The 13,179-nt window shown below is 71.3% G+C and carries 12 protein-coding genes and 2 pseudogenes; 9 read left to right on the top strand and 5 right to left on the bottom strand.

What is annotated here, in order from left to right; all coding sequences use genetic code 11:
- Positions 1 to 423: 423 nt before the first annotated feature.
- Complete coding sequence (locus ACQCO7_RS40545) at positions 424 to 687, bottom strand: GlsB/YeaQ/YmgE family stress response membrane protein (RefSeq protein ID WP_464076524.1); 264 nt, start codon at positions 685 to 687, stop codon at positions 424 to 426.
- 243 nt (positions 688 to 930) lie between these two features.
- Here ACQCO7_RS40545 and ACQCO7_RS40550 point away from each other — a divergent pair.
- Positions 931 to 1,872: pseudogene (locus ACQCO7_RS40550) on the top strand (hydrolase); the annotation flags it as partial.
- Positions 1,873 to 1,984: 112 nt separating this feature from the next.
- On the opposite strand, the gene ACQCO7_RS40555 reads toward ACQCO7_RS40550, so the two are convergent.
- Together ACQCO7_RS40555 and ACQCO7_RS40560 are read right to left on the bottom strand one after the other, a co-directional pair.
- Positions 1,985 to 2,422, bottom strand: a complete 438-nt coding sequence (locus ACQCO7_RS40555; RefSeq protein ID WP_464076525.1) for an SPW repeat protein — start codon at positions 2,420 to 2,422, stop codon at positions 1,985 to 1,987.
- A gap of 68 nt (positions 2,423 to 2,490) precedes the next feature.
- Positions 2,491 to 3,440: pseudogene (locus ACQCO7_RS40560) on the bottom strand (LysR family transcriptional regulator).
- A 144-nt stretch (positions 3,441 to 3,584) separates the two neighbouring features.
- Between ACQCO7_RS40560 and ACQCO7_RS40565 the strand changes: the two are divergent.
- From ACQCO7_RS40565 to ACQCO7_RS40590, 6 genes are all read left to right on the top strand, one after another.
- A complete protein-coding gene (locus ACQCO7_RS40565) occupies positions 3,585 to 3,662 on the top strand; it encodes a putative leader peptide (RefSeq protein ID WP_351405193.1) in 78 nt (25 codons plus the stop codon).
- A gap of 115 nt (positions 3,663 to 3,777) precedes the next feature.
- Positions 3,778 to 4,866 carry a dimethylsulfone monooxygenase SfnG gene (sfnG, locus tag ACQCO7_RS40570; RefSeq protein ID WP_464076526.1) on the top strand — a complete coding sequence of 363 codons (1,089 nt, stop codon included), beginning with the start codon at positions 3,778 to 3,780 and terminating at the stop codon, positions 4,864 to 4,866.
- 32 nt (positions 4,867 to 4,898) lie between these two features.
- Positions 4,899 to 6,104: an acyl-CoA dehydrogenase family protein gene (locus ACQCO7_RS40575; RefSeq protein WP_464076527.1), complete on the top strand. Its 1,206-nt coding sequence runs from the start codon at positions 4,899 to 4,901 to the stop codon at positions 6,102 to 6,104.
- 92 nt (positions 6,105 to 6,196) lie between these two features.
- Positions 6,197 to 6,751, top strand: coding sequence for an NADPH-dependent FMN reductase (gene ssuE / locus ACQCO7_RS40580; protein ID WP_464076528.1), 555 nt, complete (start codon positions 6,197 to 6,199; stop codon positions 6,749 to 6,751).
- Positions 6,751 to 7,935 (top strand): SfnB family sulfur acquisition oxidoreductase, encoded by a 1,185-nt coding sequence (locus ACQCO7_RS40585; protein ID WP_464076529.1) that lies wholly within the window; start codon positions 6,751 to 6,753, stop codon positions 7,933 to 7,935. Before ssuE ends, ACQCO7_RS40585 begins: the two co-directional genes overlap by 1 nt.
- A gap of 18 nt (positions 7,936 to 7,953) precedes the next feature.
- Positions 7,954 to 9,099, top strand: coding sequence for an LLM class flavin-dependent oxidoreductase (locus tag ACQCO7_RS40590; RefSeq protein ID WP_464076530.1), 1,146 nt, complete (start codon positions 7,954 to 7,956; stop codon positions 9,097 to 9,099).
- 21 nt (positions 9,100 to 9,120) lie between these two features.
- On the opposite strand, the gene ACQCO7_RS40595 is transcribed toward ACQCO7_RS40590, so the two are convergent.
- Together ACQCO7_RS40595 and ACQCO7_RS40600 are read right to left on the bottom strand one after the other, a co-directional pair.
- On the bottom strand, positions 9,121 to 10,134 hold the full coding sequence (locus ACQCO7_RS40595; RefSeq protein WP_464076531.1) for an acyl-CoA dehydrogenase family protein: 1,014 nt from the start codon (positions 10,132 to 10,134) through the stop codon (positions 9,121 to 9,123).
- Positions 10,135 to 10,154: 20 nt separating this feature from the next.
- Entirely contained in the window at positions 10,155 to 11,222 is a 1,068-nt protein-coding gene (locus ACQCO7_RS40600) for a substrate-binding domain-containing protein (protein ID WP_010356498.1), read from the bottom strand.
- A gap of 77 nt (positions 11,223 to 11,299) precedes the next feature.
- Here ACQCO7_RS40600 and ACQCO7_RS40605 point away from each other — a divergent pair, with 77 nt between their 5' ends.
- Positions 11,300 to 11,737, top strand: a complete 438-nt coding sequence (locus tag ACQCO7_RS40605; protein WP_464076532.1) for a MarR family winged helix-turn-helix transcriptional regulator — start codon at positions 11,300 to 11,302, stop codon at positions 11,735 to 11,737.
- A 120-nt stretch (positions 11,738 to 11,857) separates the two neighbouring features.
- Positions 11,858 to 13,171 carry an aldehyde dehydrogenase family protein gene (locus tag ACQCO7_RS40610; RefSeq protein ID WP_464076533.1) on the top strand — a complete coding sequence of 438 codons (1,314 nt, stop codon included), beginning with the start codon at positions 11,858 to 11,860 and terminating at the stop codon, positions 13,169 to 13,171.
- Positions 13,172 to 13,179 lie beyond the last annotated feature (8 nt).

Below are 13,179 nucleotides of genomic sequence, written 5' to 3' on the forward strand. Positions count from 1 at the left end.
TGCCGGACCTTTGTGTATCCGTCCAGCGTAGACCTCGGGGGCCGAGGGGGGAACGGCGCGCGGGGGCGCCGTACGGGCGCACGGGGCAGTTTGCTGTACGGGGGCTGCGCGGAGTGGCGTACGGGGGGTGGGCTTGGGGCGGTCGGGGTGGGGGACGGGCGCCGGGTCCGCTGCCGGGCCTCCCTGACCGAGTAGGGGCGACGAACAAGGCGCCCCTGCTTTGCGGGGCCGATGCCTGGCCTCCCCGCGAGCGCGAACGCGTGCGCGGAGGTGTTGCGGACCGTGGCCTGGACGGCGTCAACCTCCCCGCGCGTGCGCAACGAACTCCCGGCGCCCTGCGGGCCCTCCACTCAGGCAGGGCCCGCAGGGCTACGGCGTATGCGCGGGCGGCGTCCGCATCGTCCGTGCGCCCCAGCACCCCCCTCAGCGGCGCGACTTCGCACGGTCCAGCGCCGTGACCCCCACCGCCGCCAGACCGATCTGGATGAGCCACTCGATCCAGTCGACGCCGTTCGTGTCCTGGACGTCGAGGCCGTGCGCGATGGCCGAGCCGATGAGGGCCGCGGCGATGCCGACGAGGATGGTCCACAGGAGGCCGATGCGCTGGCGGCCGGGGACGACGAGGCGGCCGAGTACGCCGATGACGCAGCCGATGATGACTGCGCTGATGATTCCGGAGATCTCCATCTTCGCCCCTTAGAGTCGGGATCCCGTCGGTGTACGGATGCCCCTCCCGGCGTCGAACAGTCCGGTCCGGTTCATTGCCCGGGCTTGGGGGTCTCCTCGCCAGCGCTTGATGGTCTCCGCGTCGCCATGCCATGTACCTTTCAAGCGGTCGATGCGCGTAGACCCGTCCGACCTGGACCTACGCGTACACGGCCCGTACCCGCACCCGCCTCTTTCCCCCCATCCTTCACGGAGGTTCGCCGGATGCCCGGTATCGCACGTCCCCGCGCCAAGGCCACCAGCACACTCGCCGCCCTCGGTCTGCTCGCCGCGGGTGTCACGCTCCAGGTCACCGTCGCCACGCCCTCGCACGCGGCCACCCCCCACCGCGTCCTCTTCGACAACGCGCACGCCGAGACCGCCGGCAACGCGGACTGGATCATCTCCACGAGCCAGCCCGACCCGCTGGGTGAGGACTCCTCGCCGTCCGACGAGACGGACTGGACGGGGGCGCTGTCCTCCTGGGGCGTGGCGCTCCAGCAGACCGGCGACTACAGCCTCAAGACGCTGCCGTCGGGTTCCAGCCTCAGCTACGGCGGCTCCTCGGCGACGGACCTGAAGAACTTCGACACCCTCGTCCTGCCGGAGCCGAACACCCTCTTCACGACCGCCGAGAAGACCGCGATCATGACCTTCGTGAAGAACGGCGGCGGCCTCTTCATGATCTCCGACCACACGGGCGCCGACCGCAACAACGACGGCGAGGACGCGGTGGAGATCCTCAACGACCTGATGACGAACAACACGGTCGACTCGACGGACCCCTTCGGTTTCTCCATCGACTCCCTGAACATCAGCTCGGGCTACCCGGCCGCCATCACGGACTCCACGGACCCGGTCCTGCACGGCGGCTTCGGCACGGTCACGAAGAGCCTCATCGCGAACGGCACCACGGCGACGATCAAACCGTCCGACAACTCCACGGCCAAGGGCCTCCTGTACCGCTCCGGCTACTCCGGCAACACGGGAGCCTTCTTCCTCACGTCCACCTTCGGCTCCGGCCGCATTGCCTTCTGGGGCGACAGCAGCCCGATCGACGACGGCACCGGCCAGTCCGGCAACACCCTCTACGACGGCTGGAACGACGCGAACGCCACGAACGCGGCCCTGGCCCTGAACGCGACGGACTGGCTCTCGAAGGCGTCCTGACCTCTTCGGTTCCAACCTCAAGACGACGTTGGAGACCGGGCGGCCCCTGGCGACGGAACCCTGGACGGTTCCGGAGGGCTGAGGCGGCCCGGTCGGGTCGGGGCTGGGTTCAGGACTTCGTGCTCTTCGCCGCCGTGAGGGCGCAAATCACCCCCAGTATCACGGCCAGCGCGCCGATGATGATGTTGTTCAGCTTCACCCCGTTGTCCGGGCTGCTGCCGACGACCCACGGGGCGATGATCATCCACACGCCCAGCGCGCACATGGCCCAGCTGAGGCCGTACATGCGGGCGGGTGCCACCGTGAAGCCGACGCCGAGGAGGGCGATCGCGATGCCCACGATCAGGTTGTGGGTCACGAGCGGGGGCTGGCTGGTGGTGTAGTGGAGGATCCAGGGGGATACGGCGCAGTACAGACCGAGCAGGAACACCGGTCCGTCCACGAGCGCCACATCACGACCGCCGAGCATGCGGGCGTACCGGTCCCGCATCTCGGAGACATCGGGGTGAGTCGATATGTCACCTCGGGTGGGCGAGACGTTGGCCATGATTCGTCTCCTTCGACGTGATCGCGGTGATAACGCCGCTTTATCTCCATTCTGCTCTTATTTTCCTTTTATGTGTAGTGCTGCGGGGCTACCGACCGAGCTGTGCGGACGAACGCGTCATGCAGATCCCGCGCCGCCTCCGGCACCGCCTCCGCCCGACGCCGCCGCAACATCAACAGCACCTGCGGCGTACGCCCCTCCAGTGGCCGGTAGGTGATCGCCCCCAGCCGCGAGCGCAGCGAATGGGGGTCCCCCGGCCGAAGGCTGGGGGAGGATCCCCCGCGACGCTGAACTCCGGCAGCACCGTCACCCCGAGCCCCTCCGCGACCATCAGCTTCCCCATCTCCGCCCCGTCCGTGGAGTACGAGAACGACGGCCCGCTCCCCCCGAGCAGCCGATGGACGTAGCGGTGCATGACGTACCCCGACCGCATCCCGATCAGCGGCACCCCCGCCAGCTCCTGAGCCCCGACCGCCTCCCGCGACGCCAGCGGACAGCCGGGATGCATCACCACGACCGGCCGCCCCCGCAGCAACTCCGTGGACGCGAACTCGGCCGGCATGTCGTCCCCTTCGAGATGGTTGACGAGCCCGAGGTCGAACCCCCCTTCCAGCAGGGCCCGTTGGATGTCGGACTGCTGCGCCCCCACCACCTCGACCTGCGTCAGCGGATGGGCCCGCCGGAACTCCCGCACGGTGGGGATCAGCAGCGGCACGGTCGCCGCGTTGACCGTCCCGACCCGCACCATCCGGCTGATCCGATGCTGCTCACCGGCGGCGGACCGCAGCCGGTCGACCGCGTCCAGCACCCCGATGATGTGCGGCAGCAGCTCCCGCCCGGACGCGCTCATCGTCGCCCCCGACCGCTTGCGCTCCAGCAGATCGACCCCGAGCTCCCGCTCCAGATTCCGCACCGTCTCGCTCAACGCGGGCTGGGAGAGCCGCAGTTCCTCGGCGGCCCGGCGCAGGGAGCCGAGCCGGGTGACCGCCGCGATGTATTCCAGCGGTTCCGTCCGCATGACCGGCAGAATGCGGGCCGATTCCCGCCGCGTTCAAGGGTTTCCCTGTCACACCTTCGTGAAATTCAATGGTCCGCGATCCGAGACCGGTCGGGTTCTCCTTGACGGCCCCGACGGACGGCTGTCACGATCGACGGCATGAAGATGCGACTGGACCTCACGCGGCGACGCCATGTCGACCTCGCGCGCGTCTCCAGCGCCTCCTGTCGCGCCGCGGCCTGATCGACTCCCCGCAGATCCGCCGCAGTTCCCTTTCCTGAAGCCCGAATTCCCCGCGCCTTTCGCGTCCTCTGAATTCGGCATGCCTGAAAACGCTTCCCCGCCACAGGAGTTCCGCGTGCCCGCACCCGTGAAATTCGCCTACTGGGTCCCCAACGTCAGCGGTGGACTCGTCACCAGTTCCATCGAACAACGCACCGACTGGAGTTACGACTACAACCGCGAACTCGCCGTGCTCGCCGAGAACAACGGCTTCGAGTACGCCCTCAGCCAGGTCCGCTACATGGCCAGCTACGGCGCCGAGTTCCAGCACGAGTCCACCAGCTTCTCCCTCGCCCTGCTCCTCGCCACCGAGCGCCTGAAGGTCATCGCCGCCGTCCACCCGGGCCTGTGGCACCCCGGCGTCCTCGCCAAACTCGGCGCCACCGCCGACCACTTGTCCCATGGCCGGTTCGCCGTCAACGTCGTGTCCGGCTGGTTCAAGGGCGAGTTCACCGCCCTCGGCGAACCCTGGCTGGAGCACGACGAGCGCTACCGGCGCGCCGAGGAGTTCATCACCGCGCTGCGGCGGATCTGGACCGAGGACCACACCGAACTCGCCGGAGACTTCTACCGGTTGCGGGACTTCACGCTGAAGCCGAAGCCGCTCAACACGCCCGAGCGCCCGCACCCGGAGATCTTCCAGGGCGGCAACTCCACCGCCGCCCGCGCGATGGCCGGCCGGGTCTCCGACTGGTACTTCTCCAACGGCAAGGACTTCGACGGCGTCACCGAGCAGATCGAGGACGTCCGCAAGTCCGCCGCCGGGGTCGGCCGCACCGCACCGAAGTTCGGCCTCAACGGCTTCCTCATCGCCCGCGACACCGAGGCCGAGGCCCGCGACACGCTGCGCGAGATCGTCGCCAAGGCCGACCGCGAAGCCGTAGAGGGGTTCGGCGCGGCCGTGAAGCAGGCCGGACAGTCCACCGCCGACAAGAAGGGCATGTGGCAGGACTCCACGTTCGAGGACCTGGTCCAGTACAACGACGGCTTCCGCACCGGCCTGATCGGCACCCCCGAGCAGATCGCCGAGCGGATCGTCGCCTACAAGAAGCTCGGCGTCGACCTCTTCCTCCTCGGCTTCCTCCACTACCACGAGGAGGTCGAGTACTTCGGCAAGAAGGTGCTCCCGCTGGTGCGCGACCTCGAAGCCCAGCAGCCCGCCTGACCACCCCCCACCCGCCGAAAGGTCGTACGAGCATGAGCACCGCAACCCGCTGGACCACCACCCCCGCCACCGCCGAGGAATGGATCGCCCGCGCCGCCGAGGCCGCCGCCGTCCTCGCCACCGACGCCGCCGCCCGCGACAAGGCCGGCGCCACCCCGCACGCCGAAGTGCGGCTCCTCAAGGACGCCGGCCTCGTCACCCTGCTCGGCCCCACGGAGCACGGCGGCGCGGGCCAGGACTGGCCGACCGCCTACCGCGCCGTCCGCGAGATCGCCAAGGCCGACGGCTCCATCGGCCAGCTCCTCGGCTACCACTACCTGTGGTTCTGGGCCGCCCGCCTGGTCGGCACCCGCGAGCAGTGGCAGCGCCTGGAGGCCGAGGCCACCCGCGAGGCGTGGTTCTTCGGCGGCGCCGTCAACCCCCGCGACCACGACGTGACGGTCACCGAGGACGGCGACGACCTCGTCTTCACCGGCGCCAAGACCTTCTCCACCGGCAGCAGGGTCTCCGACGTCACGGTCCTCGAAGGCGTCCTGGACGGCACCGAACTGCACGTCTTCGCCGTCGTCCCCTCCGCGAGCCGGGGCCTGACCTTCCACGACGACTGGGACAACATCGGCCAGCGCCTCACCGAGTCCGGCAGCGTCACCATCGACGCGGTCCGCGCCCCCTGGACCGACGCACTCGGCTACGTCGGCAAGGAGTTCCGGCCGCGCACGTACAACACCCTCAACGTCCCGACCATCCAACTCGTCTTCGCCAACTTCTACCTGGGCATCGCGGCCGGCGCCCTGGAGACCGCCGCGACCTACACACGCACCAAGTCCCGCTCCTGGCTGCACGGCGGCCACGACCGCGCGACCGACGAGCCGTACGTCATCGACGTCTACGGCGACCTCACCGCGAAGCTCTGGGCGGCCGAGGCGCTCGCCGACGCGGTCGCCCTGGAGGGGCAGCGGCTGCACGACGACCCCGACGCCGTCACCCCCGAGACGCGCGGCGCGTTCGAGGTACGGGTCGCGGCGGTCAAGGCGCGCGCCACGGACGTCGCCCTGGAGGCCACGAACCGCGTCTTCGAGGTCACCGGCGCGCGGGCCACCGCCGCCTCCGAGGGCCTGGACCGGTTCTGGCGCAACGTCCGCACGCACACCCTTCACGACCCCGTCGCCTACAAGCGCCGCGAGGTCGGCCGCTGGGTCCTGGACGCCGAACTCCCCGAACCGACCTGGTACTCCTGACCGCTCCCCTCGGGGTGTTCGCGCGCAGAGGCGCCGCGCCCGAGCGGCAGTCCCGCGCGAGCACCCCGACCTCGATCCGAAAGAGGCCCCGCATGGCCACCGTCCTGTCCGTCTCCGGCAGCCCCTCCCCCTCCTCCCGCACCGGCCGCCTCCTGCGCCACCTCGACCAGCGCCTCACCGCGCACGGCCACCGCGTCGTCCCCCTCGACGTCCGCACGATCCCCGCCGAGGCGTTGCTCGGCGCCGACTTCCGGCACCCGGCGATCGTCGAGGCCGCCGACCTCTTCGCGGACGCCGACGGCGTCGTCATCGGCACGCCGATCTACAAGGCGTCCTACTCCGGCGTCCTCAAGTCCCTCCTCGACCTGCTCCCGCAGTACGCGCTCACCGGCAAGACCGTCCTCCCCCTCGCGACCGGCGGCTCCACCGCGCACGTCCTCGCCCTGGACTACGCCCTGCGCCCGGTCCTCACCTCGATGGGCGCCGCGCACATCGTGCAGGGCTGGTTCACCCTCGACCAGGACATCACCGCCCACGACGACGGCACGGTCACCGTCGCCCCCGGCTCCGCCGAGGCCCTCGCGCAGGTCGTCGACCAGTTCTCGGCCGCCCTCGGCCGCACCCCGTACCTGGCGGCGGCGAGCTGATGGCCGCGCACGTGATCGCCGACGCGGCCGAGGCCCTCACGGTCGCGCGGGCGCTCGCGGACGGGTTCCGTCCGGACGCCTCGGTGCGCGACCGTGAACGCCGCCTGCCCCGCGCCGAGTTGGACCGCCTCTCGGACTCGGGCCTGCTCGCCGTCACCGTCCCCGCCGGCCACGGCGGCGCCGACGTCGACGCGGTGACCCTCGCCGAGATCTTCCGCCTCCTCGCCACCGCCGACGGCAGCCTCGCGCAGATCCCGCAGAGCCACTTCGTCTACGTCAACGTCATCCGCCGCCAAGGCACCGAGCAGCAGCGGAAGTTCTTCTACGACGAGATCCTCGCCGGCCGCCGCCTCGGCAACGCCCAGTCCGAGGCCGGCACGCAACACGTCCAGGACATCCGCACCCGCCTCGACCGCCGCCCCGACGGCTCGTACACCCTCACCGGCACCAAGAACTACTCCACCGGCGCCCTGTTCGCCCACTGGATCCCGGTCCTGGCCCGCGCTGAGGACGACAAGCTGTACGTCGCGTACGTCCCCGCCGGCGCACCCGGCGTGACGGTCGACGACGACTGGGACGGCCTCGGCCAGCGCACGACCGCCAGCGGAACCGTCCACCTGGACGCCGTACCCGTCCCGGCGGACCGCGTCTTCCCGCACCACCTCACCTTCGAGGGCCCTCAACTCCACGGCGCCGTCGCCCAGTTGCTGCACGCCGCCATCGACGCCGGGATCGCGGGCGGCGCGCTCGCCGAAGCCGTCGACTTCGTGCGGACCAAGAGCAGGCCCTGGTTCGAGAGCGGATACGAAACGGCCGCCGAAGACCCCCTGCTGATCCAGCGGTTCGGGGAACTGGCGATCCAAGTCCGCGCCTCCGAAGCCCTGTTGATGGAAGCGGCGCGCGCGGTCGACGCGGCACGCGCCGAGTTGACCGACGACACCGCCGCCGAGGCATCGATCGCGGTCGCCGCCGCGAAGGTGACCGCCGCGCACACCGCCGTCGACGTCGCCGCCGCCCTCTTCGAGGTCTCCGGCACCCGCTCCGCCCTCAACTCCCTCAACCTGCACCGGCACTGGCGCGACGCCCGCACCCACACGCTGCACGACCCGACGCGCTGGAAGGTGCAGCACATCGGCCGGTACGTGCTGGGCGGCACCCGGCCGCCCCGCCACGGCCTGCTCTGACCCCCCGAGGAGACCCCCATGTCGTCCCTGACCTTCCACTGGTTCCTCCCGACCAACGGCGACAGCCGCCATGTCGTCGGCGGCGGCCACGGCACCCCGGCGACCGCCTCCGGACGCGACCGGCCGCCCACGGTCGGCTATCTGAGCCAGATCGCCCGCGCGGCCGAAGACCTGGGGTTCGTGGGCGCGTTGACCCCGACCGGCGCGTGGTGCGAGGACGCGTGGCTCACCACGGCCATGGTCAGCCAGCACACCGAGCGGCTGAAGTTCCTCGTCGCCTTCCGGCCCGGGTTCGTCTCGCCGACGCTCGCCGCGCAGATGGCGTCCACGTTCCAGCGGCAGACCGGGGGACGGCTCCTGCTCAACGTCGTGACCGGCGGGGAGAGTCACGAGCAGCGGGCGTACGGGGACTTCCTCGGCAAGGACGACCGGTACCGGCGTACCGGCGAATTCCTCGACGTCGTAAGGGGGTTGTGGGAGGGGAAGTCCGTCGACCTGACGGGGGAGCACCTCCGGGTCGAGGACGCGAAGCTGGCGCGCCTGCCCGATCCGGTGCCCGAGGTGTACTTCGGCGGGTCCTCGCCGATCGCCGGGGAGATCGCCGCCCAGTACGTGGACGTGTACCTCACGTGGGGCGAGCCGCCGGCGCGGGTCGCGGAGAAGATCGCCTGGATCAAGGGGCTCGCCGCGCGGCACGGCCGTACGCTGCGGTTCGGGATCCGGCTGCACGTCATCACGCGCGACACGTCCGAGGCGGCCTGGGCGGAGGCGGACCGCCTGCTCGCCGGGTTCGACCCCGAGACGGTCCAGTCCGTCCAGGCGGGGCTGGCGAAGAGCGAGTCCGAGGGGCAGCGCCGGATGCTCGAACTGCACGGCGGCGACCGCAGCGGGCTGGAGATCCACCCCGGCCTCTGGGCCGGCATCGGCCTCGTCCGGGGCGGCGCCGGGACGGCCCTGGTCGGCTCCCACGAAGAAGTCGCCGCCCTCATCAAGGAGTACGCGGCCCTCGGTATCGAGGAGTTCGTCCTCTCCGGGTACCCGCACCTGGAGGAGGCGTACTGGTTCGGCGAGGGCGTCCTCCCGAGGCTCGCGCAGGAGGGCCTGTGGACCCACCCCACAGGGACGGCACAAAACCCGTCGGCTCAGGTGCCGTTCGCCTCCTGAGGGAGGTGAGCTCGCGCGCCCCTACCCGGCCAGCGAGTCGAGATGCGCTCTCCTCGAAGCGCCGGTCTGAGCCTGCACCAGCAGGAACAGGCCCTCCCTGGCCAGACGTTGAGCCCGGTTGCTCAACAGCATCGACCGCCCACCCCCCGCCACCACCGCCGAGATGGTGGCGGCCTGCATCACCTCGAAGGCCCGCACCTTCCACACGAGCCGCTCACGGGGATCGGACGACGGATCGTCCGCGAGCGCATAGGCAGCCGCCCTCACTTCCCGCACCCGCTCCCGCAACGGCGACTCCTCACCCAGCAGATCCAACGCCGCCTCCGCGATCCCGAACACGGCAGGGTTGGCGTTGGCGGCCTTGGCCCGATCCCCCTGAGCCCACTCCTCGTACGGCACCCGCAACGCCACGTCCTCCCCAGCCGCCCACACCCCGTCCAACTCCAGCGAAACAGTCCGCGCACCCCCCAACGCGGCAAGCCGCAGCGGCTCGGAAGCCCGCAACCCCTTCTGCTCCCGAGCCTCGACGAACGCGAACACCACCTCCCCGCCGTCACTCACCCCGGCCAGCAACATCACGTCGTTCAACCCCCACCCGGTGAACCACGGCACCCGCCCGTCGAACCGCACCCCACCCCTCTCGAACCTCACCCGCACAGCCCGCCGCGGATAAGCCCGCAGATGCGCATAAGCCACCCCGGCCAACAACTCCCCCCGAGCCAGCCTCCCCAACAGCCGCTCCCGAGCCGCGACTTCCCCCTTCACCAATGTCTGCACCGGCGTGTGATGCTGCGTCTGTACGAACCACGTGGAACAACAGGCCCCCGCCAACACCTCGGCGGTCTCCCGCAGCACGGACGCGGGCGCTCCCGAACCCCCGTACGCCACAGGCGCGTTGACCCCGAGCAACCCGGACCGCTTCACCGCCTCGACATGCCCCATCGGCACCCCTTCCCGCTCGACGCGTTCGGCATGGGGCACCAGAACTTCGGCGGCGAGCTTGCGGGCCTGGACGAGAAGGGGATGCACGGTCATGGGGTGATTCTCGCCGCTCCTCAGGGACGCAGCTCGGTCAGCACGTCGAAGTCCAGCCCGTCCGCGCGCGCCAGGTAGATGCGCTGGCGGACGTGGCTGCCCTCCAGGTGGAGCAGCCCGCGCGGACCCTCGTACGACACCGACGGCGCCGTCGCCCCGATCCGCGTGACGTCTCCCGTGCCCGCCCGCCGCAGCAGCGCCGCCAGCAGCAGCACCCCCTCGTAGCAGGACTCGCCGAGGCTGCCGGGCGACGGGGCGTCGAGGCCGTAACGGCGGGCGTAGAGGCCGTGGAAGTCCAGGGTGTCGGGGGTGGCGAGGGACGTGAAGAAGCCGGCCGTGCTGTAGAGGTCGGCCGTGGCGGCCGGGCCGCTGGCCAGGAGCATGTTCTCGTCCATCAGCGTGCTCAGGCGCAGGGCGCGCGCGTCCAGGCCGTACGCCGCGAACGCCCGGTTGAAGCGGACCGCGTCGCTGCCGACGAGCAGCATGAGGACGCCGTCCGCGTCGGAGCGCTCGATACGGCGCAGCACGGGCGCGAAGTCGTGCGTGCCCAGGGGGAGATACGCCTCGCCGATGACCCGGGAGCCGGTCCGCCGGGCGTACGTGTGCGCCGCGCGGGCCGTGCGCCGGGGCCAGACGTAGTCGTTGCCGACGACGAACCACCGCCGCACCCGGCGTTCCCCCGCGAGCAGGACCATCGCCGGGCAGAGCTGGTCGCGGGGCGTCTCGCTGGTGAGGAAGACCCCGGCGCGGTCCTCGCCGCCCTCGTACAGCGCGGTGTACACGTACGGCACCCGGTGCGCGACGCGCGGCGCGAGGGCCTGGCGTACGGAGGAGATGTGCCAGCCGGTGACGCCCTGGACGGCCCCGAGGTCGACGAGGGTCTCGACGCGGTCGGCGACCTCGCGCGGCGGCGCGCCCCCGTCGACCGGCACGAGCCGCAGCTCGCGGCCGAGGACCCCGCCCGCCCGGTTGACCTCCTCGGCGGCGAGCCGCGCGCACAGCTCGCAGGCGGGCCCGAAGATCCCGGCGGGCCCCTGGAGCGGAAACACGAGGGCGACGCCGAACACGGAAGGGTCGGGGCGGGACATGGCGCCATGGTCCAGGGTCCCTGCCCCGAACTCCAGTCCGTCTCATACCATGTACACCTCTCGGAGCTAGGAGCAGGATGTCCACCTCGTCCGCCCGTCGGCCCAACGACCTGATACGCCTCCTCACCCGGGCCGAACGGCTGGCCGCCCGCCGCCTCCAGGCCGCCCTGGACGAGGAGGGCTGCTCCCTGGACGCCTGGCGGGTGCTGACGCTGCTCGCCGACGACGCCGGCCACCACATGTCGGCGATCGCGGAAGCCGCCTTCCTGCCCCCGCCGACGCTCACGAAACTCGTCGACCAGCTCGTGGACCAGAACCTCGTGCACCGCCGCGTCGACCCGCACGACCGGCGCCGCATCCTCGTCCACCTCACCCCGCGGGGCCGCGACCACTGGCGCCGCGTCGACCGCGCCGTACGCCGGGACTGGCCCGCCCTCGGCGAGGGCGACGAGGAGATGCTGAAAGCCCTGCTGGAGCGCCTCGCGGAGACGGTGGACGGCTCCACGCGCGTGTGATCGCGCCATGGCGCAAAGTAGTCGTACGGCCCGGGAATGTTGGCCCGCGGCCGATAGTTGCTATATACATCTGATCGAGAACCGTCAGACCGGCACCGTCTACCCGAGCGAGGCACCCCCGTGACCACCGAGCGACCCGCCGACGTCGTCACCCGCCTGCGGACCACCTTCCGCACCGGCCGCACCAAGCCCGTCGAGTGGCGTACGGCGCAACTGCGCCGCCTGCGCGAGATGCTCACGGAGAAGGGCGCCGACCTCGCCGCCGCCCTCCACGCCGACCTCGGCAAGAGCGACGCCGAGTCCCAGCGCACCGAGATCGGCTTCACGGTCCGCGAGATCGACCACACCCTCGACCACCTCGACACCTGGCTGACCCCCGAGCCCGCCCCCGTCCCCGCGCACCTCGGCACCGACGCGACCGCCCGCACCCAGTACGACCCGCTGGGCGTCGTCCTCGTCATCGCCCCCTGGAACTACCCGGCCCAGCTCCTGCTGACCCCCCTCCTCGGCGCGCTCGCCGCCGGCAACGCGGTCGTCGTCAAGCCCAGCGAACTCGCCCCCGCGACCTCCGCCGCGCTGGCCCGCCTGCTCCCGGCCTACCTCGACACCGACGCCGTCGCCGTCGTCGAGGGCGGCATCCCGGAGACCACCGCGCTGCTCGCCGAGAAGTTCGACCACATCTTCTACACCGGCAACGGCGCCGTCGGCCGGATCGTGCTGCGCGCCGCCGCCGAGCACCTCACCCCGGTCACCCTCGAACTCGGCGGGAAGTCCCCGGCGTTCGTCGACTCCACGGCCGACCTCAAGGCCGTCGCCGGCCGCCTCGCGCGCGGCAAGTTCCTCAACGCCGGCCAGACCTGCGTGGCCCCCGACTACGTCCTCACCGACCCGGAGACCGCCGCCGCCCTGGAGCCGCTCCTCGCGAGCGCCGTCGAGACCACGTACGGCGCCGACCCGCAGCGGTCCGGCGAGTACGGGCGGATCGTCAACGAACGCCACTTCGACCGGCTCACCGGCCTCCTGGACTCCGGCCGCACGGTCGTCGGCGGCGTCCACGACCGCGCGGACAAGTACATCGCGCCGACCGTCCTCGCCGACGTCGACCCCGCGTCCCCGGTCATGGGCGAGGAGATCTTCGGCCCGATCCTGCCGATCGTCACGGTCGCGGACCTGGACGAGGCGCTCGCGTTCATCAACGACCGTGACAAGCCCCTCGCCCTGTACGTCTTCTCCGAGTCCACCGAGACCCGCGACCGCATCGCCGCCGAGACGTCCTCCGGCGCGATCGGCTACGGCCTGCCCCTCGCCCACCTCACCGTCTCCGACCTCCCGTTCGGCGGCGTCGGCGAGAGCGGCATGGGCAACTACCACGGCCGCTACTCCATCGAGACGTTCAGCCACCGCAAGGCGATCCTGGACAAGCCGCTCGGCTGAGGACCGTG

It is taken from the genome of Streptomyces saintjeani, assembly GCF_055409605.1.

What these genes read in the sequence shown, in the direction of transcription:
- ACQCO7_RS40555 (WP_464076525.1), bottom strand. Translation starts at nt 2,422, where the DNA reads ATGGCCAACGTCTCGCCCACCCGAGGTGACATATCGACTCACCCCGAT.
- ACQCO7_RS40575 (WP_464076527.1), top strand. Translation starts at nt 4,899, where the DNA reads ATGAGCACCGCAACCCGCTGGACCACCACCCCCGCCACCGCCGAGGAA.
- ssuE (WP_464076528.1), top strand. Translation starts at nt 6,197, where the DNA reads ATGGCCACCGTCCTGTCCGTCTCCGGCAGCCCCTCCCCCTCCTCCCGC.
- ACQCO7_RS40600 (WP_010356498.1), bottom strand. Translation starts at nt 11,222, where the DNA reads ATGTCCCGCCCCGACCCTTCCGTGTTCGGCGTCGCCCTCGTGTTTCCG.
- ACQCO7_RS40565 (WP_351405193.1), top strand. Translation starts at nt 3,585, where the DNA reads ATGCGACTGGACCTCACGCGGCGACGCCATGTCGACCTCGCGCGCGTC.
- ACQCO7_RS40605 (WP_464076532.1), top strand. Translation starts at nt 11,300, where the DNA reads ATGTCCACCTCGTCCGCCCGTCGGCCCAACGACCTGATACGCCTCCTC.
- ACQCO7_RS40585 (WP_464076529.1), top strand. Translation starts at nt 6,751, where the DNA reads ATGGCCGCGCACGTGATCGCCGACGCGGCCGAGGCCCTCACGGTCGCG.
- ACQCO7_RS40590 (WP_464076530.1), top strand. Translation starts at nt 7,954, where the DNA reads ATGTCGTCCCTGACCTTCCACTGGTTCCTCCCGACCAACGGCGACAGC.
- ACQCO7_RS40545 (WP_464076524.1), bottom strand. Translation starts at nt 687, where the DNA reads ATGGAGATCTCCGGAATCATCAGCGCAGTCATCATCGGCTGCGTCATC.
- ACQCO7_RS40595 (WP_464076531.1), bottom strand. Translation starts at nt 10,134, where the DNA reads ATGACCGTGCATCCCCTTCTCGTCCAGGCCCGCAAGCTCGCCGCCGAA.